The following is a 23,885-nucleotide window of genomic DNA, read 5'->3' as shown; positions in this document are numbered from 1 at the left end:
TCCTACCTCTTCCCCTAAATTTACAAAGAAAAATAAGCTGGGTTTCGCACCTTTACATGTTCTCCATATCCTGGTTTAAATAAAACCTCATCCCCAGACCGAACAACCTTTCCTTTGTGAACTGTAACTACAAGTCTATCACCATGATAATGAAATAAATTTAGTTCATCAACATTCATGATTCCTCTTCCCTTTACATATAAATTATAGCTTAATTCTGTGCCATTCATAAGACTTGCCATATGGGGATAGAGTCCTAATTGATTTAATACAGCAATTGAAAGTGGTTGGTCTTCTTTTAGCTCTTCGTAAAAAGCGGAAATTTTTTCATTTTCCATGATACTTTTCCATTTCGACAAAGTGAAGCCAGCTTCCTTCTTCTTTGACGTAGAAATTATTGGAATTAATGGACTATTAAATGGAAACAAGGCTTCCCTGATCCATCCCCATGGTATTTTTTCTAACTCCTCTGGATCTTTAATTTCAACAAAAATGGCTGGTACTTTTTCTTTTTTACATTTTCGTATAAATGACGGTGTTAAAAGGCGAACCGGGATTTTTACCGCAATGACAAAGTCAATTGGACTGCTGAGTAATGTCATCTTCATTTCTTTGATTTTTTCAATTAATTCAGTTTCAAAGGAAACCTGGACAAATGTAATTAGAGTGGTGCATCCTTTTAATATGAATCGGTCCGTGATCATCGTTTTCAAGTCCCGAAAGGAAGTATAAGGTGAGATTTTAGAATTTAACAGGACAAAAGAGGGGGTCATGATATACGGTTCAGCATTCATTTTCATCAAACGATAATGCTTGGAACTGCTTTGAATTGACTCTATACGGTCTTTCCTTATGATAAGTGAACAGGTGGTTAACCGCTTGTCTTTAAGGATATTCGCATTTTCAATGATATACATTGTCCACCACCCTTTAATATTCTCTTAAGACAAGCTATGCGAAAATTCTTAAAACTATGACTTTCAAAAAAAACTGCCGTAAATGCAGCTCAAGCTGTTGAAGAACCCTTTGCAGCCACTTATTTTATTCATTCACTTTATCAATGCACCACACTATAATTCGTTACAACATTATTGTATATAGGTTTTAAACAGGTCCGTTGATTGGAGCGGAAATCAACAGGACCATTTGCAGGGACAATCAATAAATTTGGTATTTTGATTCTTAAAAAAATAAAAAATTGCCGAGAAAAATAACTTTTCTCGACAATTTGACCTGCGTAAAGGCAGTTTTTAGTTTGTTAGGCTTTTTAAATGCTCAAAGAAATTAGGGTAGGAGACTGCGATCGCCTCTGGATTTTCAAGGAGTACATCACCATCACTTACTAGCGCTGCAATTGCCAGCATCATACCTATGCGATGGTCACCATGGCTGGAGACGGTACCGCCATGTAGATTTGATTTACCGTTAATAATCATTCCATCATCTGTCGCCTCTATCGATGCACCTAATTTTTGGAGTTCGTTGACAACGGTATCGATACGATTTGTCTCTTTTACCTTCAGTTCTTCCGCGTCTTTTATGATTGTTTTTCCTTCAGCTTGCGTTGCCAAGAGGGCAATAATCGGAATTTCATCAATAAGCTTTGGAATTAAATCCCCTTCTATAACCGTTCCTTTTAGATTTGAGGTTCTTATAACAAGGTCACCTGCTGGTTCAAAGGAGTCGCTCTCATTTGCAATAATCTCTAAGTCAGCACCCATATTTTTCAAAACCTCAATAATACCGGTTCTTGTTGGGTTTAATCCAACATTTTTCAGCACGATTTCACTGCCTGGTACAATAGCACCAGCGACCAAGAAGAAGGCTGCAGAGGATATATCCCCCGGAACGTGAATCGTGGCTCCTGTCAGATTTTGACAGCCTTTAACAGTAATGATTTTATTCTCCTTAACAATCATTCCACCAAATTTCCGAATCATTCTTTCAGTATGATCCCTAGTTTCAGAAGGTTCGATTATTTGAGTAACCCCTTCAGCCTGTAAACCAGCTAAAATAAGGGCAGATTTAACCTGGGCGCTTGCAACCGGAAGCTCGTACTGAATTGGGTTTAATTTTCCTCCGCGAATGGATAAGGGAGTATAGGAGCCGCCTTTACGGCCATCAATCACTGCCCCCATTTCCGCCAAAGGACCAGTAACCCTTGTCATCGGACGCTTCCCAATAGAAGCGTCACCCACGAGCGAAGAGAAAAAAGATCTTCCGGCCAATATTCCCATCAATAAACGAATGGTTGTACCAGAGTTCCCAACGTCTAAGACATCTAATGGCTCTGTAAGCCCCTCAAATCCATTCCCGCTTATGCGAATCTGGTTGTCTTCTTCCTCAATGGTTACCCCGAGCTTCCGAAAACAAGAAATCGTACTTAAACAATCCTCACCAGGAAGGAAATTAGTAATCTTTGTCTCACCGTGTGCAATCGAACCAAACATAACTGAACGGTGGGAGATGGATTTATCTCCGGGGATAGTTATTTCACCAATTAACCGATTTAATTTCATATTGAGTGTTATAGATTTCATGAAATCACCTTTTTAATTAATATAAATTAGGAACCGATGGATGTGGCGTAGTCTGAATATGCTCGTATACAGCGTTCAGCTCTTTGCCGATCCTCTTCCGTTTGAAAACTAATCACCAGAACCCCATTTATATCTTCACGTGTTTCAAGGATTCGAATGTTTGTAATACTAATCTTTTCTTTTGCTAAAAATCCTGTTATTTCGGAAATGATACCTGGATAGTCCGGTACGTCTACATATAAATCATAAAATGCCGGAATTGCACCCTTTTCTTTTATCGGTAGTCCATCACGGAATTGCTTTGCTTGGTAAAAATAATCATAAATGGCAGCGCTATTTTCTTTTTCTAATAGCGTTTTAACCCATTCCATCTCATCTTGCCACTGATTTAACAGCTCAATTAAATTTTCACGATTGTGTAAAAGGATGTCCTTCCACATCTCTGGACTACTTGAAGCAATGCGGGTGATATCTCTAAATCCCCCTGCTGCGAGGCGGGGGATTAGACTATCTGCTTCCGACAATTTTTCAGTTTGGCGGACGATTGAGGCAGCAATGATATGGGGAAAATGACTGACAATCCCTGTAAGGTAATCGTGATTTTGCGGCGTTATCGTTAAAAACTTGGCATTTGTTCCCTTTAACCACTCTTTAAGTAACATTACCTTTGATTTTTCAACATATTCCCCAGGTGTTAATAGATAAAAGGCATTTTCAAATAAAATTTCTTTAGCTGCCGACACACCACTTTTATGTGAACCAGCCATTGGATGTCCGCCAATAAAAGTAATTCCTTGTTTGTTTAAGCTGATGGCATTTTCGACAATTTTCCTTTTCGTGCTTCCTGTATCCGTTACAATCACATCCGGGTTTAATGAAAGCTTTGATAGTGATTGAATAATGTTTTTAGTATCATTTACTGGGGCTGCAATAATAATCAAACTAGCGCCATGGGCCCCATCCTCCATGTCGGCAGCAATTTCATCTATTACTCCGAGCATTTTGGCAAGTCTTGCTTGTTCACTATTAATGTCTAAGCCTATAATGGTTGCTTCTGGATGCTCTTTTTTTATACAAAGAGCCAAGGAACCCCCAATTAGGCCTAAGCCAATGACGAATACACGGCCATTCAAAAATAATTCCTCCCCATATACCAAAAGCCGTTCAGCGTTAATTCTCAGCAAGAAAATTACTCAGTGCTTTTAGTACCCCTTCATTTTGTTCAGGAAGGCCAACCGTAATTCTTACTGAGGTTGGAAACCCTAACGCTTTACCTGAACGAGTAATAAATCCTCTTTCTAGTAAATATTGAAAAACCTTGTCCCCATCCACTTTAAAATCAATTAGTATAAAGTTGGTTTGTGATGGATAATAACTCAATTTGTTTTCATCACAAAATGCATAAAATTGTGCAAGGCCCTGTCTATTTTTTTCTTTACATTCCTCAACAAATTCCTGATCTTTGATAGCAGCAACTGCTGCCAGCTGGCCTAAAGAGTTAACATTAAACGGCTCTCTTGCAGGTTCTAGTGCTTTAATTATGGATGAATGTGCAACACCATATCCAACCCTTAAGGCAGCAAGTCCGTAAATTTTTGAAAAAGTTCGGAGCACGATAACGTTTTGGTACCTGCTTGTTAAACTTATGGAATCATAATAGTCATCAGCCGCAACATATTCATAATAAGCTTCATCAACAACCACTAAAATATGCTTTGGCACTCTTTCTAAAAACGAGAGTAGTTTATTTTCAGGAATGTATGTACCTGTTGGATTATTAGGACTACATAACCAAATGACGTTTGTTTGTTCATCAATTGCAGAGATCATTGCTTCTAAATCATGGTCACCATCTTTTAGAGGAATCTCTTTGATAATGGCTCCTTCAATAATTGCATTATGCTTATATTGTGAAAAAGTCGGAGTGGCCATTATTGTGCTGGCATTTGGATGCAGGAGGGCCCTTGAAATCATTTGAATGATATTATCTGAACCATTTCCAAAAATCAGCTCATTCTCACCTACTTCTAAAAATGCAGCTAGTTCTTCTCTTAAATTTGCTGCATAACCATCCGGATATATGGCCAAATTGTTAGATATCGATTGTAGCGCCGGAAGCACCTTTTTAGAGCATCCAAACGGATTTTCATTTGAAGCAAGCTTTACAATTTTATCTAAATTATACTGTTTCTTGACTGACTCTATTGGTCTTCCAGGCTGATAAGGAGTCAGGGTAAGTAGTTGCTCTTTCCATCTCATATTTATCCACCCCATTTGGTTATTTCTTTTATAATGCCAAACTATTATCGAGATCAGGTCTTAGAACCTTTGCTTCATTTAAATAAACATGGAAAATATCTTTCTGATTTTGATTTGTATTGACATGCATCATGACACGGATGCACATTTTTAATGAGTTTGGAACAGGGATTTCCCTCATACACATTACAGGTACGTAGGTCCACCCCTCAAATTTTCTCATGGCCTTTGCAGGAAATGCTGCTGTAACGTCCTCTGTTGTAGAAATAAATACGGATGCGACGGTATCAGGTTGAATTTGATTAACCTCAATGATTTTAGCCAAAAGTTCTTCAGTAGCTGTAACAATTGCTTCTTCAGTATTAGCTGTAACCGTCGTCGCTCCTCTCACTCCTCTGAACATGAAAAACCCTCCCTGTTTAAAAGCTTTTAAGCTCCTCTAATAATAATTTATCTGAAATTTCACGAAGTATCGGTGTCCCCAAATGCTCGAGCAAAACAAAACGAATTGTTTCGCCGACAGATTTTTTATCCTGCTTCATCTTATTTATTAAATTATCGTACAATAAATGACTAGGGATTTTAGTTTCATACCCAAGCTTTTCTACCCAATTTACAAATTCCTCTAGATTGAATGATAGTCCGAGCAGCTGTTGGCTCAATTTGATAGCAAAAATCATCCCAATCATTACGGATTCCCCATGAGTAAAATTCCCATAACCCATTTCAGACTCAATTGCATGTCCCAGGGTGTGGCCTAGATTCAAATAAGCACGAACGCCGGTTTCACGTTCGTCCTGACTGACAAATTCATTTTTAATTTTAATCCCTTTTATTAAACATTCAGACAGCTGTTCAATCGATAGTGTGTTTAAGTCTTGAACATTTTTTTGAAGCCAATCATAAAATTCCGCATCAAAAATGAGAGCATGTTTAATAACCTCAGCAAACCCAGAGCGAATTTCCTGTGCTGGTAATGTTTTAAGAAAATCTAAATCATAAAATACAGCCTCAGGCTGATGAAAGGCCCCAATCATATTTTTCCCGAGAGGATGATTGATAGCAACTTTTCCGCCCACTGCACTATCATGAGCTAAAATAGTTGTCGGAATTTGTATGAAAGGGACTCCCCTCATAAATGATGCAGCCACAAATCCTGACAAATCCCCCACTGCGCCGCCGCCAAGAGACAAAATAAGTGATTTTCGGTCAAGGCGGTTTTCAAGGGCAGCTGATAATGCATTATAATAAACTTCAAATGTTTTTGCTTTTTCACCACTGGGTGCTGTAAAAACGATAGGATCCCACGAATCTAGAATAGTGAGTAACTTGTCAAGATGAAGCTTGGCCACAGTTTCATCTGTCATAATTAATATTCTTGTTAATTTTGGAAAATGATTAGTTATGAATGATTCCAGGTCTTTTCTAACACCTTCTCCAACAAAGACATTATATTTTTTAGACTCTGTTTGGATGTGTATCTTTTCCATTAAAATTCCCTCGCATACTCACGTTGCCTTTTGATTTCATCGGCAAAGGTTTCAAATCTATCACTGTAAAATTGTTCAATAAGAGCATTTGCCAGCTCCCATGCAACAACACTCTCAGCGACAACTGCAGCAGCAGGAACAGCACAGCTGTCAGATCGTTCAATGCTGGCAGCAAACGGCTCTTTCGTTTCGATGTCAACGCTCATAAGCGGTTTGTAAAGTGTTGGAATTGGCTTCATTACTCCGCGGACAACAATTGGCATTCCAGTTGTCATCCCACCTTCAAAGCCACCAAGGCGGTTTGTTTTCCGGTAATACCCATGTTCAGGGTCCCACCCAATCTCATCATGAACTTCGCTTCCTGGCTTCCTGGCAGCTTCGAATCCAATACCGAATTCGACACCTTTAAAAGCATTTATACTTACGATTGCACCAGCTAGTTTGGCATCCAATTTTCGATCATAATGAACATAACTGCCAACCCCGGCAGGCATGCCTGTTACGATAACCTCTACTACCCCGCCTATTGAGTCGCCATTTTTTTTGGCCTCATCAATTGCATTCATCATTTTTTGCTCCACATTTGTGTCTGCAACCCGAACAGGTGAATTTTCAGTCCGCTCCTTCAACGTCTCTATTGATAAGGATTCATCAGCTTGGGCTTTAACTCCGCCAATTTCAACTACATGTCCAACGATATTTACACCAACTAAAGACAGTAGTTTTTTGGCAACAGCACCAGCAGCAACTCTTACGGTTGTTTCGCGCGCAGATGAGCGTTCCAGCACATTCCTCATGTCACGATGTCCGTATTTAATTGCACCATTTAAATCCGCATGACCAGGACGGGCCCTAGTTACTTTTCGTTTAATTTCGTCTTCCTGACCTTCTTCTAATGGCTCGGCTCCCATTATATTCGTCCAATGCTTCCAGTCATTGTTTTTAACGACTAAAGCAATAGGTGATCCTAGCGTTTCTCCATGCCGAACTCCTGAGACGATTTCGGCGGTATCTTTCTCGATTTGCATTCTTCTTCCGCGCCCATACCCCTTTTGTCTTCTCGCAAGCTCCTCATTAATGTCTTCGGATAATAACGGCATCCCAGCAGGAAGTCCTTCTAAAATTGTCGTTAATTGCGGTCCATGGGATTCTCCAGCTGTTAAATACCTCATTCCCATTCTCTTTCCCCCTTCAACTCATTAAAGATTTATGTATCAATATAACATATACAGCGAAATAAACATAGTGGAACTATTCCGAAAATAGAGATAAAATTTTTTGTATGCGGATACAAAAAAGCACTTGTATTAATTATACAAGTGCCCCGTCAAATTTAAATTAATAAATCCATTCGTTTACTAATTTTGTATACTCAACTACTCCAGCTTCTTTGAAGAATAAACCGATTTCACGCTCTGCGCTTGCAGGTGAATCAGAGCCATGAATAATATTTTTACCAACAGTCAGTCCAAAATCACCGCGGATGGTACCAGTTGCTGCATCCTTTGGATTTGTAGAACCCATCATTTGGCGTGCAGTTGCAATTACGTTTTCACCCTGCCATACCATTGCAAAAACAGGACCAGATGTAATGAAATCAACTAATTCACCAAAGAATGGACGTTCTTTGTGTTCACCGTAATGTTCTTCAGCTAGTTCGTTTGGGATATTCATTAATTTTGCTCCAACTAATTGGAAACCCTTTTTTTCAAAACGCGCAACGATTTCACCGATTAAATTACGCTGTACGCCGTCTGGTTTAACCATTAAAAATGTTTTTTCCATGAATTCCACTCCTAGTTCGTTATGTATCATGATTGTTACTTAAAACAATCCACGAAAATATTAACATTGTTTCGAATATTTGGCAAGCTGATGCTAGCTAGAATTTCCGCCTTCCAATGAATTTGGCAATATCACGAAGCGTTTTTTTAGCTTTATTTTCTGGCAGCTCTTCTAATATAGCTAATGCCTTATCTAAATAATGATCACTTAAGACAATAGATTTTTCTATTGCACCAGACTTTTTGATCAAATTAATAATTGGGGCAATATCTGAAGGTCGTGTATGTTCATTAACCTTTTCTATTTCACTGCGAAGCTTGTGATTTTCCATCGCATACAGGGCAGGCGCTGTAATATTCCCTTGTAATAGGTCACTGCCCGCAGGCTTTCCTAATTCCTTTTCAGTTGCCGTAAAATCCAATATGTCATCAGTAATCTGAAAGGACATGCCTACATAATAGCCAAATCGATATAGAATTTGATGGATGGATTCTTCAACATCTGCTGCGATGGCACCCAGTTGGCAGCTTGAAGCGATTAACAGGGCTGTTTTTCGCTTTATTCTTCGGAGGTAATCCCGGAGATTCTGATTATAGCGGTATTTATCTTTAATTTGTTGAATTTCACCTACTGTGACTTCAACAATAGTTTCTGCTAATATTTTATGCGCTAACGGTCTTTCAATATTGGTCATTAATTCAAGGGCGAGTGCAAACACAAAGTCACCCGTATACATAGCAGTCTTGTTATCCCATTTTGATTTAACAGTTGGCTTTCCTCGGCGAATATCAGCGTCATCAATGACATCATCGTGAACAAGTGATGCCATATGAATTAATTCTAGAGCGACGGCCACATTTTTCATTAATTCTATATTGTATTGACCAAATTTACCAGCAAGCAAAACAAAAACAGGACGAATTCTTTTTCCTCCGGCTTGTAATGTATGCATAGAAGCTTGTCTTAAAAGAATAGACTCTGATTGGATAGTCTCTTCCAGCGTTTTTTCAATTATGTTAATATCCGAATTCAAAAATGAATACATCATTTTTAATTTCATTTGTATTCACCCAGCTTTTCATCCTGTCTTTCGTACAATTAAATTACTTCTTTTTGCCAATATGAACTGCAGCTGCACCGCCGCTGTAAGATTTATAAATGACTTCATTAAAGCCTGCCTGTTCAAACATACGTGCAAGCTCTTTCATCCCTGGAAAATCGCGTGCTGACTCTTGGAGCCATGAATATTCTTTGTAGCTTTTCGCAAATAACTTACCAAATATCGGCATAATAAAGCGAAAGTAAAAATAAAAAAGCTGCCGATACCCGATTAAAGTTGGCTGCGATGTTTCCAAACATACGGCAATTCCCCCTGGTTTTACTACCCGGTACATTTCTTTTAAAACCTGAAGGTAATCAGGAACGTTTCTTAGGCCAAATCCGATTGTCACATAATCAAAGCTATTATCCTCGAAGGGAAGTTCCATCGCATTCCCATGAATAAGTTTTACCTGATTTAGCTTAAGTTGTTTAACTTTTTCAATCCCTACATTCAACATATTTTGACTAAAATCCAAGCCACTAACTTCTCCAGATGGTCCAACAGCTTCTGCTAAGGCAATCGTCCAATCAGCAGTGCCGCAGCAAACATCAAGCGCCTTTGAACCAGGCTGAACATTCATTTTCTTCATTGTGTCCATTCGCCATTTGATGTGCTGCTGAAAACTGATTACTGAGTTCATTTTATCATAGCTGTCAGATATTTTTTCAAATACATTATGAACTCGTTGTTCTTTCGATTGCTGCATATATTTAACCTTCTTCCACAAAAGTTTTGGCATATGGCTTGTGCTGATTCAACAAAATGTTAATTCTTTTTTCAAGTAAACCATTTAAGTAAGGAAGCTGCAGAAGCCCTTTTTCGATGACTTTTTTTGAAAGTTCAAGATAATGATCAACAATTTTCAATAACTGCCTTTGCTGCTCATTTGATAACTCTTTAATTTTAAATTCATTCATTGGAAAAATTATTCGTTTCAAAGCATCGAATAAGACTGAGCCTTCTTTTTGTTCAAAATGCCTTTTTTCCTTAAGAAGCCGTTTAAAAAAGAAAAGATTAGCAATGAAATCATTCCACAAATCGACCTTAAAATATTCAGATAGTTTTGCAAGTAATGCACTTTCTACCACCTTAATACTTGCCATTACTTTTTCAATTCCCTCAGATTCATGATGATAGACAGCTATCTTATGTTCATTTACTTCTTTAATTCCTTTGGAAAGGGCTTTGATCATCAAAATATCCTCTGAATCCGCGAGAAGCTTATAATATAAACCGCTAAAATAATCTCCAGCTAAAACAGTGAGCTGACGGCTTTTATCGGCCTCAGGTGAATTTATAATATGTTCATGGGTATCAAGGGCGATTTGAATTAACATGGTGGACAATGCATAGTTTTCTAATTCACTGAAAGAGAGGTCCAGACGGTCCATGATAGATATAAGGATAAGCAGCTTATCCTCGTCAATCACCGGAATATTAATATATTTGAGCAAGAATGCATCAAAAACATTTTTTTCAACCTTCTCTCGAATAACTGTAAATTTTTGTTGAATATCTTGCATTCTAATCACCCTTGCTTCCCCGAAGTAATATATCTATATGTATTCTTATTTCCTATCCGCAAAGTAAAATTCATGTCCCAAAATATGAAAAAGAATCTTTTTGTTTATAAAAACAAGCCAATCATGATTATAACACAAAAGACGAGTGCTGAGCAGGAATTCACAAATTAATAGGAAATAGTCTTGTTATTTCTTCATTTCGCTTTCTACCTGGCCATATTGGGTAAGGATTGTTGCATGTCCCCTTATTTTTATTGCGGAGGTATGCTCGGTAAATTGGGCGATTAAAACCTCACCTTTATCAAGCTTCTCTGAATGATGAAATCTTGTATCAGACCCCCGCGTTAAACCGATTACGCTGACACCATCATCAAGCGCCTTAATAACCACATACTCACTATTTTGTGAATTGCGCTTTTCCACATTAACACCCCTAATTTTGACTACTTAATATTTTATTAACGAAAGTACTTCTGAACGGGCAATGGAATCATCGGCAAGATTACCACGTACGGCGGTTGTAACTGTTTTTGAACCAGGCTTTTTCACGCCGCGCATCGTCATACACATATGCTCTGCTTCCACTACAACCATAACGCCATGCGGTTCTAATTTCTCCATTATGCTATCCGCTATCGTGGCTGTAATTCTTTCTTGGAGCTGTGGTCTTTTCGCTACTGCCTCTACAGCTCTAGCTAATTTACTTAAGCCTGTAACACGCCCATTTTTCGGAATATACGCCACATGGGCTTTACCAAAGAAGGGGACTAAATGGTGTTCACACATCGAATAAAACGGAATATCCTTCACCAAAACTAACTCTTCGTGATCCTCACTGAAGATAGTCTCAAAATGAACTTTGGGATCCTCGTTTAATCCACTGAATACTTCTTCATACATTTTTGCCACACGTTTAGGTGTATCAAGCAGTCCTTCTCGATTTGGGTCTTCACCAATAGCTTCTAATATCAAACGTACCGCCTCTTCAATTTGGGCACGGTTCACTTCTGTCATACTGAATTCCTCCTATGTCCGCCAAAAATAAAATGACAAATACATATTAGCATAATCAGTAAACTTCAAGCAAAAAATAGAAAAAGGCCATGGAATTTCACCATGACCTTAGCTCTTAAGCGTTCGCTTAAAGCAATAAATTTATGTAATTATTTTACTGCGTCTTTAAGCGCTTTACCTGGTTTGAAAGCTGGTACTTTGCTAGCAGCGATTTCGATCTCATCACCTGTTTGTGGGTTACGACCCTTACGCGCTGCGCGCTCACGTACTTCAAAGTTACCAAAACCGATTAATTGGACTTTATCACCATTTTTTAAAGCATCTAAAATCGCATCAAAAACAGCATCAACTGCTTTTGTAGCGTCCTTCTTAGAAAGCTCGCTAGCTTCAGCTACTGCATTAATAAGTTCTGTCTTGTTCATGCCATTCACCTCCTCCCAAAGAAATTATCAAGATTCGTAAATAAGATTACTTATCTACATTTCTAAACAATTTTTCTAATTTCTATACGTCATAGCAAGGTTTTCTTACTAAAGTTTTACAAATCAGCCTCTTTTTGTGGCTTAAATCTATTTTTTTAATAAAAAACCTTATGAAATAAAGGGTTTCAAGCACTATAACGTAATTCTGTTAAAAGATTATCATAATCAAAACCGCATAGCAAGAACATTTCATGAAATTATGGTAATCTTTTCTTTCGTTCTACAAAATTCTACTTTACTGGGCTAATATTCCATATTTTTAGTGAAAAATTGAGACCCTAATATACTTAGTTGTTGATTTACGCTCCAATCAATAGTGTTATCAAATCAACTTTTTGCCTTTAACAAAGACAAATACAAAAAAAAGACTCCAGATTGGGAGTCCACAGCTTAAAGGATGATGGCAATTAGACCGCCAGATCCTTCGTTTATTATTCTTTCTAATGTTTCTTTTAATTTATATCTGGCGTTTTCCGGCATTAAGGAAAGCTTTGCATGAATTCCTTCGCGGACAATCGAGCTTAAGGAACGGCCAAAAATATCTGAGTTCCAAATGGACAGCGGGTCATCCTCAAAGTCCTGCATTAAGTAGCGGACAAGCTCCTCGCTTTGCTTCTCTGTGCCAATAATTGGGGCAAACTCCGATTCAACATCGACTTTTATCATATGAATCGAAGGTGCTACTGCCTTTAATCTCACTCCAAAGCGGGCACCCTGGCGAATGATTTCAGGCTCCTCAAGGCTCATATCAGAAAGTGTAGGAGAGGCAATTCCGTACCCAGTCTGTTTCACCATCTTTAAGGCGTCGGCAATGTGATCGTACTCTCCTTTTGCATGAGCGAAATCCTGCATAAGCTCCAGGAGATGATCTTTACCTCTAATTTCAACTCCGACGATTTCTTTTAAAATATCATCATATAATTCATCTGGTGCGATTAAATCGATTTCAGCAATACCTGAACCCATTTCAACCCCGGCGAGCCCAGCTCTTTCAATATATTCAAACTCACTGAATTGCTGCACCACACGATCCACATCTCTTAATCTCTTGATATCTTTTACCGTTTCCTTTACTGCTTCTTGATAACTTTCACGAAGCCAATGATTTTCTCTTAACACCATGACCCAGCTTGGAAGATTTACATTCACCTCAAGAACCGGGAATTCATAGAGTGCTTCGCGAAGGACATTGAGAACATCACTTTCCCGCATGCTTTCAACACTCATCGCGATGACAGGAATATCGTACTTTTCAGATAAACTTGATCTTAATGTTTCTGTACTTGGGTGGTAAGGCTGTGCACTGTTTACCACCATAATAAATGGTTTTCCTACTTCCTTCAGCTCTTCGATGACTCTTTCCTCTGCCTCAATGTAATTGCTTCTAGGGATTTCACCAATAGACCCATCGGTTGTAACAACAACCCCGATAGTGGAATGCTCTTGGATTACTTTTCTTGTACCAATTTCTGCTGCTTCATGGAATGGGATTGGCTCTTCATACCATGGAGTATTAATCATTCTTGGCCCATTTTCATCTTCATAACCCTTTGCACCTGGTACCGTATAACCGACGCAGTCCACAAGCCTAATATTCACATTTAAGCCCTCATCAACATGAACAGTAGCCGCCTGATTTGGTACAAATTTCGGTTCTGTAGTCATGATGGTTTTTCCAGCAGCGCTTTGCGGAAGTTCATCGAGTGCCCGGGACCTTTCTGCTTCACTGTGTATATTCGGTAAAACAACAAGCTCCATAAATTTTTTTATAAACGTAGATTTTCCTGTTCGTACTGCTCCTACTACTCCTAAATAAATATCGCCGCCTGTTCTTTCGGCAATATCTTTAAATAAGTCGACCTTTTCCAAGTGATCCCCTCCCGATCATTGAGTAAAGTGGGATAATTTCATCCATTTAGGTATTTTTGGACAGTATATGTTTATGACGTTGTCCTATCCTGTTATGACTCTTTTCAAAAAATTTTTACCCCCTTCTTATAAATTCCACAATTTAATTAACTATCTGTAGTGTCTGAACGTTTGAATTTATGGAGGGTTTCTATCTATAGTCACGGATATGTGCTAAATGCCATATCGTAATTTTTTATGCAAAAAAACCCTTCTCCTAAAATATATTTCATAGGAAAAGGGTTATGACAATTTTTAAAAGCGGAAGCGACTTGACTCGAGAAAAAAAGCAGTTCATTTTTTCCTGGGCGCTGGAGCTAGTTAATCTTATTTTTCTAAGAAAACAGGCTCCTTTGTTTTTTCATCAACGGTATACGGCAAGGAATAGGCAGGAACAAACATCGAATCTTTTACCAGGATTGAGCGGATATCCTCTCCTGGATTTGGCTGTTTGTCAGTCTTTTGAAGGGCCTGAAAAAGGTCGGGCCGGTAATCCACAAACACTTCAGCATTGCCGTTTATGACAAAGGAGAGATTTTGATTTGTAAATGGACTAACAGCGTAAGGGGCCTTCTCATACCCTAGCTTTTTATAATCCAAAGAAAACACATTTTTAGCAATTTGATCTTTATATGGCGGGTAGCCCTTGGCTTTGATTCTTAAATTAATATCACGGATTGTTTCTGTTATCCTTAAATCCAATAACTTAACAGTTGGATTGGTTTCTACATCCACAAGTACGTATTGGAAAATCCCGCCGCTCTCATAAGCATTTCCAGGAGGCTCCGAAAGATATTTTGGTGTAATTTTTTTGAAATCAATTGGATATTTCTGATATATGGGAGTTTCGGCTTCCTTTGTTTTGATTGGAAGAATGCCGCCATTATCTTTTTTAAAATCATTTACAGCGGTTTGAACCGCTTGGATTTGGTCTTTGTATGGGATTTGATTCTTTGCTAATTCTTCTTTGGGATACATACAACCAGATAATAAAAAAACAATTAGGACAAAAAATAAACCATGGACTTTCCATTTCATGACAATCACCTTTATACTATGTATTTGATCAATTATGTGAAGAAAACGATAAGAAGCGTAAGTCCAGCAATAATCATAAATATATACGCAAGAATGGCTGAAAAGACCCGAAATATGCCCTTAAACTTATATCTGCTGAAATATATCGTGATAATGGAAAGGAACATCAGAGCCATGCCCGCAATTGAAATCCACATTTTTAACATTCCTGGTGACAAACATAATTCCCCCTTTTTTCGAAAGTTATTATACCATAGCTTGGCCAATACATGAAAAATAAAAGGCTATGTTAAAGAGCCGTGTTGATTTTTAACACTGTTGATTTGAGCGGAAGGCGCGAAGACTCCTGCGGGAGTACGGGGCAAGGGAGACCCCACAGGCGCCAAAGCGCCGAGGAGGCTCCCCGGCACGCCCGCGGAAAGCAAAGCGCCTGGAGCGCAAATCAACAACTAAGCTTAACAGAGCCAAATAAAAAAACTGAAGTAAAGAGGGGCGATTTCTTTACTTCAGTCTACAGGACTAAATAACCCTTACTCCAGGCGTCATACTACCAAGTTACTTCGTTGCATTGTATGCAAAGAAGGTAAAAAGCGTATCATCTAAAGCCTATTTTCTTTTTGAAAAAGCACATTTTTAGTTTTCTACGTTTCTTTCATCTAAAACATTAACTAAATCTTCCATTTCATGAGTTCTTCCACGTGCCATTAAAACATCAACTGCATCTTTTGCCTCTTTCCCATTAAAAAGAACATCATAAAGGGCAGTTGTAATTGGCATTTTGACCTCATATTTTAGGGCCAGCTGATATGCCGCTTTGGTCGTCCTGACACCTTCCACAACCATCCCCATACTGTCAAGTACCTCTTCCAGCGTTTTTCCTTTACCTAACAAATTTCCGGCTCTCCAGTTTCTGGAATGCACACTTGTACAGGTAACAATTAAATCGCCGATTCCTGCTAATCCGGAAAATGTGAGGGGATTTGCTCCCATTTTTGTACCTAGACGTGCAATTTCAGCTAAGCCTCTTGTCATAAGAGCAGCTTTGGCATTATCCCCATATCCAAGTCCGTCGGTAATACCTGCAGCAAGTGCAATGATATTCTTTAGGGCACCGCCAATTTCAACACCAATTACATCAGAATTTGTATAAACACGGAAATTGTGATTAATAAATAGATCCTGGATTTTTTCTGCAGCATCCATATTTTCCGATGCAACTGTAACTGTTGTAGGATGGCGCAGGCTTACTTCTTCAGCATGACTAGGTCCTGAAAGAACAACGACGTCATTTAAAAGCTCATCAGGCATTTCTTCTTTAATCATTTCAGTAATGCGCAATAAAGAATCCGGTTCAATTCCTTTGCTGACATGCGCAATCGAAATAGGGCCTGTTAATACAGCACGGACTTTCCCTAGAACCTCTCGAATAGCTTTAGTTGGAACCGCCAAAATGACAGTTTCTATTCCAATCAGGGCATCACTCAAAGAAGCATACCCAACAATTCGTTCAGGCAAGTCAATTCCAGGCAAATACTTTTTATTTGTATGCTTTTCATTTACTTCCTTTACCTGGTCTTCATTATGGCTCCAAAGACGGACTTCATGAGAATTGTCGGCTAATACCATTGCAAGTGCTGTTCCCCAGCTCCCTGCCCCTAACACAGCTATAGCTTCTTTTTTTTCTTGCATGGCCATCACACCACCTCATCATTATTTTCTTTCTCTTGCATAAATTTTGATAGGTGTTCCTTCAAACCCAAAAGCATCTCTTATCCTATTTTCTAAAAAGCGCTCATAAGAAAAATGCAGTAATTCAGGTTCATTCACAAATACAACAAAGGTTGGAGGTTTTACGGCTACTTGGGTAGTATAATAAATTTTCAAACGTCTACCTTTATCAGTTGGAGTAGGATTCATAGCAACCGCATCCATTATAATGTCATTTAATACACTCGTTTCAACCCTCAGTGCATGGTTTTCACTCGCCGTATTAATCATTGGAAGAAGAGTATGGATTCGTTTTTTCGTTTTTGCCGATAAAAAAACAATCGGAGCATAGCTAAGGAATAAGAAATGATCCCTAATTTTTTGCTCAAGCTCATTCATGGTCTTCTCATCTTTTTCAATAGCATCCCACTTATTTACGACAATGACAACTGCTCGTCCTGCTTCATGGGCATAACCGGCAATCTTCTTATCCTGTTCGATAATTCCTTCTTCGGCATTAATGACCACAAGAACAACATCTGATCTTTCAATTGCTCTTAGTGCACGGAGTACACTATATTTTTCAGTACTCTCATACACTTTTCCTTTTTTTCGAATCCCTGCTGTATCTATTATGACATATTTTTGACCATTGTACGTATATGGAGAATCGACGGCATCACGGGTTGTCCCAGCAATGTTGCTGACGATTACTCGCTCTTCACCCAGAATAGCATTTACTAAGGAAGATTTCCCAACGTTCGGTCGGCCGATTAAGGAAAACTTAACCGTATCTTCATCGTATTCCATTTGCTTATTTTTTGGAAAGTGTTTTGCTGCCTCATCCAATAGATCTCCAAGTCCTAAGCCATGAGAACCTGAAACCGGAATAGGTTCACCAAAACCAAGCGCATAGAAATCATAAATTTGTTCGCGCATTTCTGGATTATCGATTTTATTAACTCCTAGTACAATCGGTTTTTTTGATTTGTATAAAATTTTTGCAACCTCTTCATCAGCAGCAGTTACTCCTTCTCTTCCATTAGCTAAGAAGATAATTACATCAGCTTCATCGATTGCTACTTCAGCTTGCTGGCGGATTTGCTCTAAAAATGGCTCATCGCCAATATCGATACCTCCAGTATCGATTACATTAAATTCATGTGTTAACCATTCTCCAGAACTATAAATCCGATCACGTGTTACTCCGGGAATATCCTCAACGATGGAAACTCGTTCCCCGACTATTCGATTAAAAATCGTAGACTTTCCAACGTTGGGTCGTCCAACAATGGCAATGACAGGTTTCACCATTATGATCGCCATCCTTTCTTTCCTTATATTAAGAATCTAAACTGTTCATTTATCCTTATAACAAATGAATTGACTAATACGAAGAAATAAACCCTTCTTTGTTTAGAAGGGTCTAACTTCAATAGTTTAGCAAATGTTAGAGCTTTCCCGCAATGAAAAGCTTAACAAGTTTCGATTTCATGATGATTTTTGTTTTGCTTTTTCAAAAAATTGAAAGTGATTTTGGAAAAAAGTTCCTGAATTTTCAAGAATACTCCAGCTGGCCAGCAATGCAGAAATTAAAGAACATGCATCTAAATAAGCAAATGCACCAATAGGATAAGGAAAATCGTATTTACTTAAAATAAATGCATATAAAAATTCTCCCTGCATTGTCCCACAGATGACTATTAATAACCGCCCTTTTAAATTCTTTTGCAAAAGAATGGCTAAATAGCCAATCACAATCCCCATCATCCATTCCTTTTTGAAAATAATCCAAACTGGATCAAAAATCTCAAATAAATGGAAGGTCACATAAGCAATTGAAACGATTAATGATCCAACAAACAGATAGAGTAGTGCGCCGAGTTTTTCTTGCCCTAAAAATAAGTAGGAGAAAATTAATAATATTAAACCACTACTATAGATTTCCATGCTGCCAATGAAGAAATGATAATTTGAAAAGATAATAACAATGAGAACAATTGCAGAGAGTTTCAAACGATATGGGTTTTGCTTTTCCATCATAAAGGTTAAATATACCCAAAACGTCCAATATATCCAATAAAACATATTCCCTTCCACTACACACACCTCCTATTATTTTCATTATTGGTAATACTTATGTACTTTCATACTTGTTCGCATAATATTTTCGGTCGTGATTCATCTTATAAAGAGGAGGTGTGGATATGGGAAAAGACCGCCAAGAAAAAAAGCTGAAGGCAAGCAGAAGGGTTGAATCAGATCGTGATCAGGCTTTGCACTATCCTGGTTCAACAAAATTATCAGGCCCTGAGGAAGCACGGGGTTTGAATGATGGTAAAAGATAAATAAGAAAAGCGGAAGCGCCTTGGTCAGCCCTGACAAGAAACCTCGAGGGACTAGGCACTGGAGTTAGACAATTCTCGAGTCGAAATTAATACCCTCTTTTAAACTAAAAAGCTCTCGCAGGTGCGAGAGCTTTTCAAATGGACCTTTGGCTAAATGTTCTTGTATCAATTCCTCTTTGATTTAACCAATGGCAGGTTTCACCAGAGATAATTAGGGGAATTCTTTTTAAATCTGAAATCGTCCTTGCCCCTAGGGCAGTCATTATCATTATCATTTCTTTATGAAGATTTTCAATTTCATTCATTAAGGAATCTACCCCTTGGTCAACAAGAATTCTCAAGAAATAGCCTGCAATTCCAATCGCATCGGCTCCAATTGCTAAGCCCTTTACCATCTCAATCCCGTTACTAAATCCCCCAGAACCAATGATGGAAATATCATTCGATACTGTTGATGCTTCAATGATAGAGATCGGGGTAGGAATCCCCCATTCCTTAAAGAAAGAAAGTGATTTTTCCCTGCGCTTATTTTCTATTTCTGCAAAATTTGTTCCACCAAAGCCGCCCACATCGACCACAGCCACACCTATAGATTTTAGAGATTTTACTGTTTCCATCGACATTCCAAATCCTACCTCTTTTACTACAACCGGAACTTGCACACTCTTTACAATCGCTTCAATTCTTTTTAAAGCACCCGTAAAGTCACGGTCACCCTCAGGCATCGTAAGTTCTTGAATCACATTTAGGTGAATTTGGATAGCATTTGCTTCAATCATATCAATGGCGGATTTCGCTTCATCTGGTGTCGCTTCACTTCCCAAATTAGCAAGGAGAACACCGTCAGGATTTTCTTTTCGAACTACTTCATATGTATACTTTTGCGTTTTATCCTTTAACGCTGCCATCTGGGAGCCAACAGCCATGGCAAGCCCTTTTTCCTTCGCAACCATTGCGAGCTCTTTATTTATTCGATAGGTTTTTTCACCGCCGCCGCCTGTCATTGCATTGATAAAAATTGGCGAACTTAAATAAAGTTCGCCAATTTTGTGGTCTAATCGAACATCGAGCACATTTATATTCGGTAAGCTTTGATGAATAAACTTAATATTTTCAAAAGCGGATGAACGGTCTTGCCCATTTTCGAGGGCAAAGCGAATGTGATCCCATTTACGTTCAGATCTAGACACTTCTTATCACCATTATTTTCTTAGATTCTTTAATTTATCGCCAATGACTTCACCAAGCTGAAATCCTTTTGACTCTTCAGGAAGTTCATAATCAAGGTTTTCCTCAACTTCCTTTTCGAGAAGGTCTTTAATACTTAAAGATAGACGTTGGTCCTGTTCATTTGTATCAAGAACTTTAACCTTCACTTCTTGCCCTTCTTTTAGTACTTCGTGAGGTGTGCCAATGTGCTTATGCGCGATTTGGGAGATATGAACAAGGCCTTCTACACCTGGAAATACTTCTACAAAGGCACCATAAGAAACTAATCTTTTGACTGTGCCAGTTAAAACACTACCTTTAGGTGCTTTTTCATTAATATTTGACCAAGGTCCAGGAAGAGTTTCTTTAATAGACAATGAAATTCTTTCATTATCACGATCAACGCTAAGTACCTTAACTTGGACTTTTTGACCTTCATGAACAACATCTGTTGGTTTACCAACATGTTCATAGGATAATTGGGAAATATGAACAAGACCATCAATTCCGCCAATGTCGACAAAAGCACCAAAATCGGTAATTCTTTGCACTGTGCCGTCAATAATTTGGCCAACCTGAAGGGATCCTAAACGATTTTGTTTTTGTTTACCTTTTTCTTCTTCCACAACTGCACGGTGGGAAAGAATCAAACGGTTCTTTTCCTTATCAAGTTCCACAATTTTAAACGTTAGGTTGCGCCCCTTATAATCAGTGAAATCTTCTACAAAATAAGCTTCAACTAAGGATGCAGGTACAAAACCGCGGACACCAAGGTCGACAACAAGACCGCCTTTTACAACATCCTTAACTTCTGTTTCTATTACTTCGCCATTTTGGAATTGCTTTTCTAAGCTATCCCATGCTTTTAAAGCATCAACTTTCTTTTTGGAAAGAATTAATGCTTCCTCTTCCACCTTTAATACCTCTAATTCAAGAGTGTTACCTTCTTGGACAGCATCAGATGCTTTTTCAATATGAAGGCTGGAAAGCTCACTAATTGGGATTATCCCATCAAGTTTACTATCTTGAATGTCGACATAAACCTGCTTTTCTTCAACTTTAGTGACTTGTCCTGTTACTTTGTCCCCAACTTCAAAGCTTTTCACTTCTAATTGATTTAATTCTTCCGACATATGTATTCCTCCTTAATCCATTAACTGCAAAATCTATATATGATTCGGTGGATACCACACAGTATACACCACATATAATAAACCATATGAATTTTCAAAAAAAATCTCTTTTTATAAACTTCTTACAAATAGTCTTTTTTGTCAAGCAATACCTATTGATGCTCTTTTATCAGTTTATGAATTTCTGACATAATTAATTCAGTAACCTGTTCAGCAGAAGCTTTTGTATTTCTGGCTTCGTCCATTGCAATCGGTTGTCCATAAACGACCCTTAGCTTTCGTAAGCTTTTATACGGACCAATAATTGCACAAGGAACAACGGCTGCATCAGTCTTTAGGGCAAAAAATCCGGCTCCGGCTAAACCCTTCCCTAATTCACCAGTCTTACTTCTAGTTCCTTCTGGAAAAAGACCTAAAACATGTCCATCCTTTAAAACACCTAATCCTTTTCTTAAAGCTTCTCGATCGCTCATTCCTCTTTTTACTGGAAAGGCATTACATCTTCGAACAACTTCACCTAGCACAGGGACTTTAAATAACTCTTCCTTCGCCATATAGTGGACAGGACGAGGTGCCATGATTCCCAATACAATTGGATCAAAATTATTAATATGATTGCAGCAAAGAAGGACCCCGCCTTCCTTTGGGATATTTTCTTTTCCTATGGCCTCTACCCTGTACCAAGGTTTAAAGATCCCATATGCAACTGATTTTGCAAAAGTATAAAACGTCACACTTTTCCAACCCTTTCGTGCACCAGAGCCATAATTTTTTCTACAACTTCAGGAATCGCCAAAGAGGTTGTGTCGATTTCAACAGCATCATCGGCTTTTTTCAAAGGTGCAATTGCTCTTTCTGAGTCGATTTTATCTCTTCGTGCTATTTCTACTTTTAATTGATCTAAATTTGATGGAAAACCCTTTTGAAGGTTTTCTTGATGACGCCTTTCAGCTCTTTCGTCTACACTAGCAAGCAAGAACACTTTTACTTCAGCATTTGGAAGAACATGGGTACCGATGTCACGACCATCCATGACAACGCCGCCACCGATTGCAAAGGCTTGCTGCCTTTTTACCATTTCTTCACGAACTAGTTGATGTTTTGCAACGATGGAAACGGAATTTGTTACTTCTGAAGAACGAATCGCATCAGTTACATCCTGTTTGTCCAAATATACTAATTGTCCGCGCTCTGAAGGAAAAAGCTCGATACTCGTCGACATAAGCATTCTTAATAAAGAATCCTCTTCTTCAAGATTAAGATTGTTTGCAATTGCCTTATATGTTAATGCCCTGTACATTGCACCTGTATCGATATATATATAACCTAATTTTTCAGCGACAATTTTAGCTACAGTACTCTTTCCAGCTGCAGCAGGGCCGTCAATTGCGATAGATAGTTTCTTGTTCATAAATCCTCCTAAATGCAATCATGATTTCTCATAAGCTGTCTTCTTTTTATTTTACCATAAGATATAGAAATGCTTCTTAATTTTAACACTTTAATCACTAAAAAAACTGCGTTTCTTAATTGTAATTACATTTGCATCCAAGGCATTATCATACATAAAGAAAAGCAGGTAAAGTTTTAACTTTTTTCCTGCTTAATAAAAAAAATAATATTATTTACAAAATATATGTTTACCAATTTTTTTGATTTGCGGTCGACTCCATATCCAACTGCTTGTAGCAGTATCAGGATTAAAATAATAAATGGCCCCTCCGCTTGGATCCCATCCGTTAATAGCATCTATTACAGCTTTCTTTGCAGTATCATTGGGTGTTAAATTAATCTGTCCATCTGCAACAGCAGTAAATGCTCCGGGTTGATAAATTACACCTGCTACCGTATTAGGAAAAGAAGCATTAGTGACACGGTTCAAAATAACTGCTGCAACGGCGACTTGACCTTCGTATATCTCTCCTCGAGATTCCCCATATACTGCGTTTGACATCAATTGGATATCATTTTGAGAATAGCCGCTTGGCACGTTGGTTGAGTTATTTGAACTGTTTTGTGTACCCGTTTTTTCATACTTTGTAGCTTTGATAAGCATGGCCTTAGTGCTTGCTCCTACAATTCCATCAACAGGAAGACCAAATTTATCTTGAAAATTCCGAACTGCCCAGTATGTATTCCATCCAAATACACCATCTATCTTACTAGTATAAAATCCGTTATATGCAAGACGTGTTTGCAGTTCAATGACGTCTTCACCCGCAGCACCCATTTGAATGACTTGATTAGTGAATGCGCCTACCTCTATGTCCTGATCGCTATTAAATATAAATATTACAAAAAGAATAACTAGAATGAGTTGTATCTTGAAGATAACCCTTCTCTTCAA

General features: G+C 38.3%; 26 protein-coding genes. 1 reads left to right on the top strand and 25 read right to left on the bottom strand.

Features of this window, described 5'->3' with window-relative positions:
• Positions 1–20 precede the first annotated feature (20 nt).
• The 20 genes from AC59HZ_RS03135 to AC59HZ_RS03040 all read right to left on the bottom strand — a co-directional run bounded on the left by AC59HZ_RS03135 (position 21) and on the right by AC59HZ_RS03040 (position 18,948).
• Positions 21–917, bottom strand: coding sequence for a hypothetical protein (locus AC59HZ_RS03135; RefSeq protein WP_496544423.1), 897 nt, complete (start codon positions 915–917; stop codon positions 21–23).
• 333 nt (positions 918–1,250) lie between these two features.
• The gene (aroA, locus tag AC59HZ_RS03130; RefSeq protein ID WP_496544422.1) at positions 1,251–2,540 is read right to left on the bottom strand and encodes a 3-phosphoshikimate 1-carboxyvinyltransferase; all 1,290 of its coding nucleotides are present in this window, start codon (positions 2,538–2,540) and stop codon (positions 1,251–1,253) included.
• A 26-nt stretch (positions 2,541–2,566) separates the two neighbouring features.
• Positions 2,567–3,673 carry a prephenate dehydrogenase gene (locus AC59HZ_RS03125; RefSeq protein ID WP_496544421.1) on the bottom strand — a complete coding sequence of 369 codons (1,107 nt, stop codon included), beginning with the start codon at positions 3,671–3,673 and terminating at the stop codon, positions 2,567–2,569.
• Between the two features lie 37 nt (positions 3,674–3,710).
• Positions 3,711–4,799, bottom strand: coding sequence for a histidinol-phosphate transaminase (gene hisC / locus AC59HZ_RS03120; protein WP_496544420.1), 1,089 nt, complete (start codon positions 4,797–4,799; stop codon positions 3,711–3,713).
• Between the two features lie 28 nt (positions 4,800–4,827).
• Entirely contained in the window at positions 4,828–5,202 is a 375-nt protein-coding gene (aroH, locus tag AC59HZ_RS03115; RefSeq protein ID WP_430062580.1) for a chorismate mutase, read from the bottom strand.
• Positions 5,203–5,218: 16 nt separating this feature from the next.
• Complete coding sequence (gene aroB / locus AC59HZ_RS03110) at positions 5,219–6,289, bottom strand: 3-dehydroquinate synthase (RefSeq protein ID WP_496544419.1); 1,071 nt, start codon at positions 6,287–6,289, stop codon at positions 5,219–5,221.
• Positions 6,289–7,461, bottom strand: coding sequence for a chorismate synthase (gene aroC, locus AC59HZ_RS03105; protein WP_496544649.1), 1,173 nt, complete (start codon positions 7,459–7,461; stop codon positions 6,289–6,291). Before aroC ends, aroB begins: the two co-directional genes overlap by 1 nt.
• 166 nt (positions 7,462–7,627) lie before the next feature.
• The gene (gene ndk / locus AC59HZ_RS03100; RefSeq protein WP_496544418.1) at positions 7,628–8,074 is read right to left on the bottom strand and encodes a nucleoside-diphosphate kinase; all 447 of its coding nucleotides are present in this window, start codon (positions 8,072–8,074) and stop codon (positions 7,628–7,630) included.
• Between the two features lie 97 nt (positions 8,075–8,171).
• A complete protein-coding gene (hepT, locus tag AC59HZ_RS03095) occupies positions 8,172–9,134 on the bottom strand; it encodes a heptaprenyl diphosphate synthase component II (protein WP_496544417.1) in 963 nt (320 codons plus the stop codon).
• Positions 9,135–9,177: 43 nt separating this feature from the next.
• On the bottom strand, positions 9,178–9,882 hold the full coding sequence (locus AC59HZ_RS03090) for a demethylmenaquinone methyltransferase (RefSeq protein ID WP_496544416.1): 705 nt from the start codon (positions 9,880–9,882) through the stop codon (positions 9,178–9,180).
• 4 nt (positions 9,883–9,886) lie between these two features.
• On the bottom strand, positions 9,887–10,699 hold the full coding sequence (locus tag AC59HZ_RS03085; protein WP_496544415.1) for a heptaprenyl diphosphate synthase component 1: 813 nt from the start codon (positions 10,697–10,699) through the stop codon (positions 9,887–9,889).
• Between the two features lie 186 nt (positions 10,700–10,885).
• Positions 10,886–11,122, bottom strand: coding sequence for a trp RNA-binding attenuation protein MtrB (gene mtrB / locus AC59HZ_RS03080; protein ID WP_496544414.1), 237 nt, complete (start codon positions 11,120–11,122; stop codon positions 10,886–10,888).
• 24 nt (positions 11,123–11,146) lie between these two features.
• Complete coding sequence (gene folE / locus AC59HZ_RS03075) at positions 11,147–11,713, bottom strand: GTP cyclohydrolase I FolE (protein WP_223593495.1); 567 nt, start codon at positions 11,711–11,713, stop codon at positions 11,147–11,149.
• Between the two features lie 149 nt (positions 11,714–11,862).
• Complete coding sequence (locus tag AC59HZ_RS03070) at positions 11,863–12,135, bottom strand: HU family DNA-binding protein (protein WP_007084878.1); 273 nt, start codon at positions 12,133–12,135, stop codon at positions 11,863–11,865.
• A gap of 450 nt (positions 12,136–12,585) precedes the next feature.
• Positions 12,586–14,064: a stage IV sporulation protein A gene (gene spoIVA, locus AC59HZ_RS03065; RefSeq protein WP_496544413.1), complete on the bottom strand. Its 1,479-nt coding sequence runs from the start codon at positions 14,062–14,064 to the stop codon at positions 12,586–12,588.
• 366 nt (positions 14,065–14,430) lie between these two features.
• Positions 14,431–15,141 (bottom strand): YphF family lipoprotein, encoded by a 711-nt coding sequence (locus AC59HZ_RS03060; protein ID WP_496544412.1) that lies wholly within the window; start codon positions 15,139–15,141, stop codon positions 14,431–14,433.
• Positions 15,142–15,173: 32 nt separating this feature from the next.
• Positions 15,174–15,359 carry a DUF2768 domain-containing protein gene (locus AC59HZ_RS03055; protein WP_496544411.1) on the bottom strand — a complete coding sequence of 62 codons (186 nt, stop codon included), beginning with the start codon at positions 15,357–15,359 and terminating at the stop codon, positions 15,174–15,176.
• A 415-nt stretch (positions 15,360–15,774) separates the two neighbouring features.
• Positions 15,775–16,830: an NAD(P)H-dependent glycerol-3-phosphate dehydrogenase gene (locus AC59HZ_RS03050; RefSeq protein WP_496544410.1), complete on the bottom strand. Its 1,056-nt coding sequence runs from the start codon at positions 16,828–16,830 to the stop codon at positions 15,775–15,777.
• A gap of 21 nt (positions 16,831–16,851) precedes the next feature.
• Positions 16,852–18,162, bottom strand: a complete 1,311-nt coding sequence (gene der / locus AC59HZ_RS03045) for a ribosome biogenesis GTPase Der (protein ID WP_496544648.1) — start codon at positions 18,160–18,162, stop codon at positions 16,852–16,854.
• A gap of 177 nt (positions 18,163–18,339) precedes the next feature.
• Positions 18,340–18,948: a YphA family membrane protein gene (locus AC59HZ_RS03040; RefSeq protein ID WP_496544409.1), complete on the bottom strand. Its 609-nt coding sequence runs from the start codon at positions 18,946–18,948 to the stop codon at positions 18,340–18,342.
• 107 nt (positions 18,949–19,055) lie between these two features.
• Between AC59HZ_RS03040 and AC59HZ_RS03035 the strand changes: the two genes are divergently transcribed.
• Positions 19,056–19,196 carry a YpzI family protein gene (locus tag AC59HZ_RS03035; protein WP_496544408.1) on the top strand — a complete coding sequence of 47 codons (141 nt, stop codon included), beginning with the start codon at positions 19,056–19,058 and terminating at the stop codon, positions 19,194–19,196.
• 134 nt (positions 19,197–19,330) lie between these two features.
• On the opposite strand, the gene fni is transcribed toward AC59HZ_RS03035, so the two are convergent.
• The 5 genes from fni to sleB form a co-directional block, all read right to left on the bottom strand.
• Positions 19,331–20,386 (bottom strand): type 2 isopentenyl-diphosphate Delta-isomerase, encoded by a 1,056-nt coding sequence (fni, locus tag AC59HZ_RS03030; RefSeq protein ID WP_496544407.1) that lies wholly within the window; start codon positions 20,384–20,386, stop codon positions 19,331–19,333.
• 12 nt (positions 20,387–20,398) lie between these two features.
• The gene (gene rpsA / locus AC59HZ_RS03025; protein ID WP_496544406.1) at positions 20,399–21,538 is read right to left on the bottom strand and encodes a 30S ribosomal protein S1; all 1,140 of its coding nucleotides are present in this window, start codon (positions 21,536–21,538) and stop codon (positions 20,399–20,401) included.
• Between the two features lie 152 nt (positions 21,539–21,690).
• Positions 21,691–22,272 (bottom strand): lysophospholipid acyltransferase family protein, encoded by a 582-nt coding sequence (locus AC59HZ_RS03020; protein WP_496544405.1) that lies wholly within the window; start codon positions 22,270–22,272, stop codon positions 21,691–21,693.
• Positions 22,269–22,949, bottom strand: coding sequence for a (d)CMP kinase (gene cmk, locus AC59HZ_RS03015; RefSeq protein WP_496544404.1), 681 nt, complete (start codon positions 22,947–22,949; stop codon positions 22,269–22,271). The genes AC59HZ_RS03020 and cmk overlap by 4 nt, the downstream gene beginning before the upstream one ends.
• A gap of 210 nt (positions 22,950–23,159) precedes the next feature.
• Complete coding sequence (sleB, locus tag AC59HZ_RS03010) at positions 23,160–23,885, bottom strand: spore cortex-lytic enzyme (RefSeq protein ID WP_496544403.1); 726 nt, start codon at positions 23,883–23,885, stop codon at positions 23,160–23,162.

Source organism: Neobacillus sp. DZ-9 (genome assembly GCF_059587065.1).
The sequence above is the reverse complement of the archived record's forward strand: the minus strand, read 5'-3'. Positions and strand labels throughout refer to the sequence as shown.

Coding starts and splice junctions, on each gene's coding strand:
- AC59HZ_RS03135 (WP_496544423.1), bottom strand. CDS start 917: ATGTATATCATTGAAAATGCGAATATCCTTAAAGACAAGCGGTTAACC.
- aroA (WP_496544422.1), bottom strand. CDS start 2,540: ATGAAATCTATAACACTCAATATGAAATTAAATCGGTTAATTGGTGAA.
- hisC (WP_496544420.1), bottom strand. CDS start 4,799: ATGAGATGGAAAGAGCAACTACTTACCCTGACTCCTTATCAGCCTGGA.
- aroH (WP_430062580.1), bottom strand. CDS start 5,202: ATGTTCAGAGGAGTGAGAGGAGCGACGACGGTTACAGCTAATACTGAA.
- aroB (WP_496544419.1), bottom strand. CDS start 6,289: ATGGAAAAGATACACATCCAAACAGAGTCTAAAAAATATAATGTCTTT.
- aroC (WP_496544649.1), bottom strand. CDS start 7,461: ATGAGGTATTTAACAGCTGGAGAATCCCATGGACCGCAATTAACGACA.
- ndk (WP_496544418.1), bottom strand. CDS start 8,074: ATGGAAAAAACATTTTTAATGGTTAAACCAGACGGCGTACAGCGTAAT.
- hepT (WP_496544417.1), bottom strand. CDS start 9,134: ATGAAATTAAAAATGATGTATTCATTTTTGAATTCGGATATTAACATA.
- AC59HZ_RS03090 (WP_496544416.1), bottom strand. CDS start 9,882: ATGCAGCAATCGAAAGAACAACGAGTTCATAATGTATTTGAAAAAATA.
- AC59HZ_RS03085 (WP_496544415.1), bottom strand. CDS start 10,699: ATGCAAGATATTCAACAAAAATTTACAGTTATTCGAGAGAAGGTTGAA.
- folE (WP_223593495.1), bottom strand. CDS start 11,713: ATGACAGAAGTGAACCGTGCCCAAATTGAAGAGGCGGTACGTTTGATA.
- AC59HZ_RS03070 (WP_007084878.1), bottom strand. CDS start 12,135: ATGAACAAGACAGAACTTATTAATGCAGTAGCTGAAGCTAGCGAGCTT.
- AC59HZ_RS03060 (WP_496544412.1), bottom strand. CDS start 15,141: ATGAAATGGAAAGTCCATGGTTTATTTTTTGTCCTAATTGTTTTTTTA.
- AC59HZ_RS03050 (WP_496544410.1), bottom strand. CDS start 16,830: ATGCAAGAAAAAAAAGAAGCTATAGCTGTGTTAGGGGCAGGGAGCTGG.
- der (WP_496544648.1), bottom strand. CDS start 18,162: ATGGTGAAACCTGTCATTGCCATTGTTGGACGACCCAACGTTGGAAAG.
- AC59HZ_RS03035 (WP_496544408.1), top strand. CDS start 19,056: ATGGGAAAAGACCGCCAAGAAAAAAAGCTGAAGGCAAGCAGAAGGGTT.
- rpsA (WP_496544406.1), bottom strand. CDS start 21,538: ATGTCGGAAGAATTAAATCAATTAGAAGTGAAAAGCTTTGAAGTTGGG.
- cmk (WP_496544404.1), bottom strand. CDS start 22,949: ATGAACAAGAAACTATCTATCGCAATTGACGGCCCTGCTGCAGCTGGA.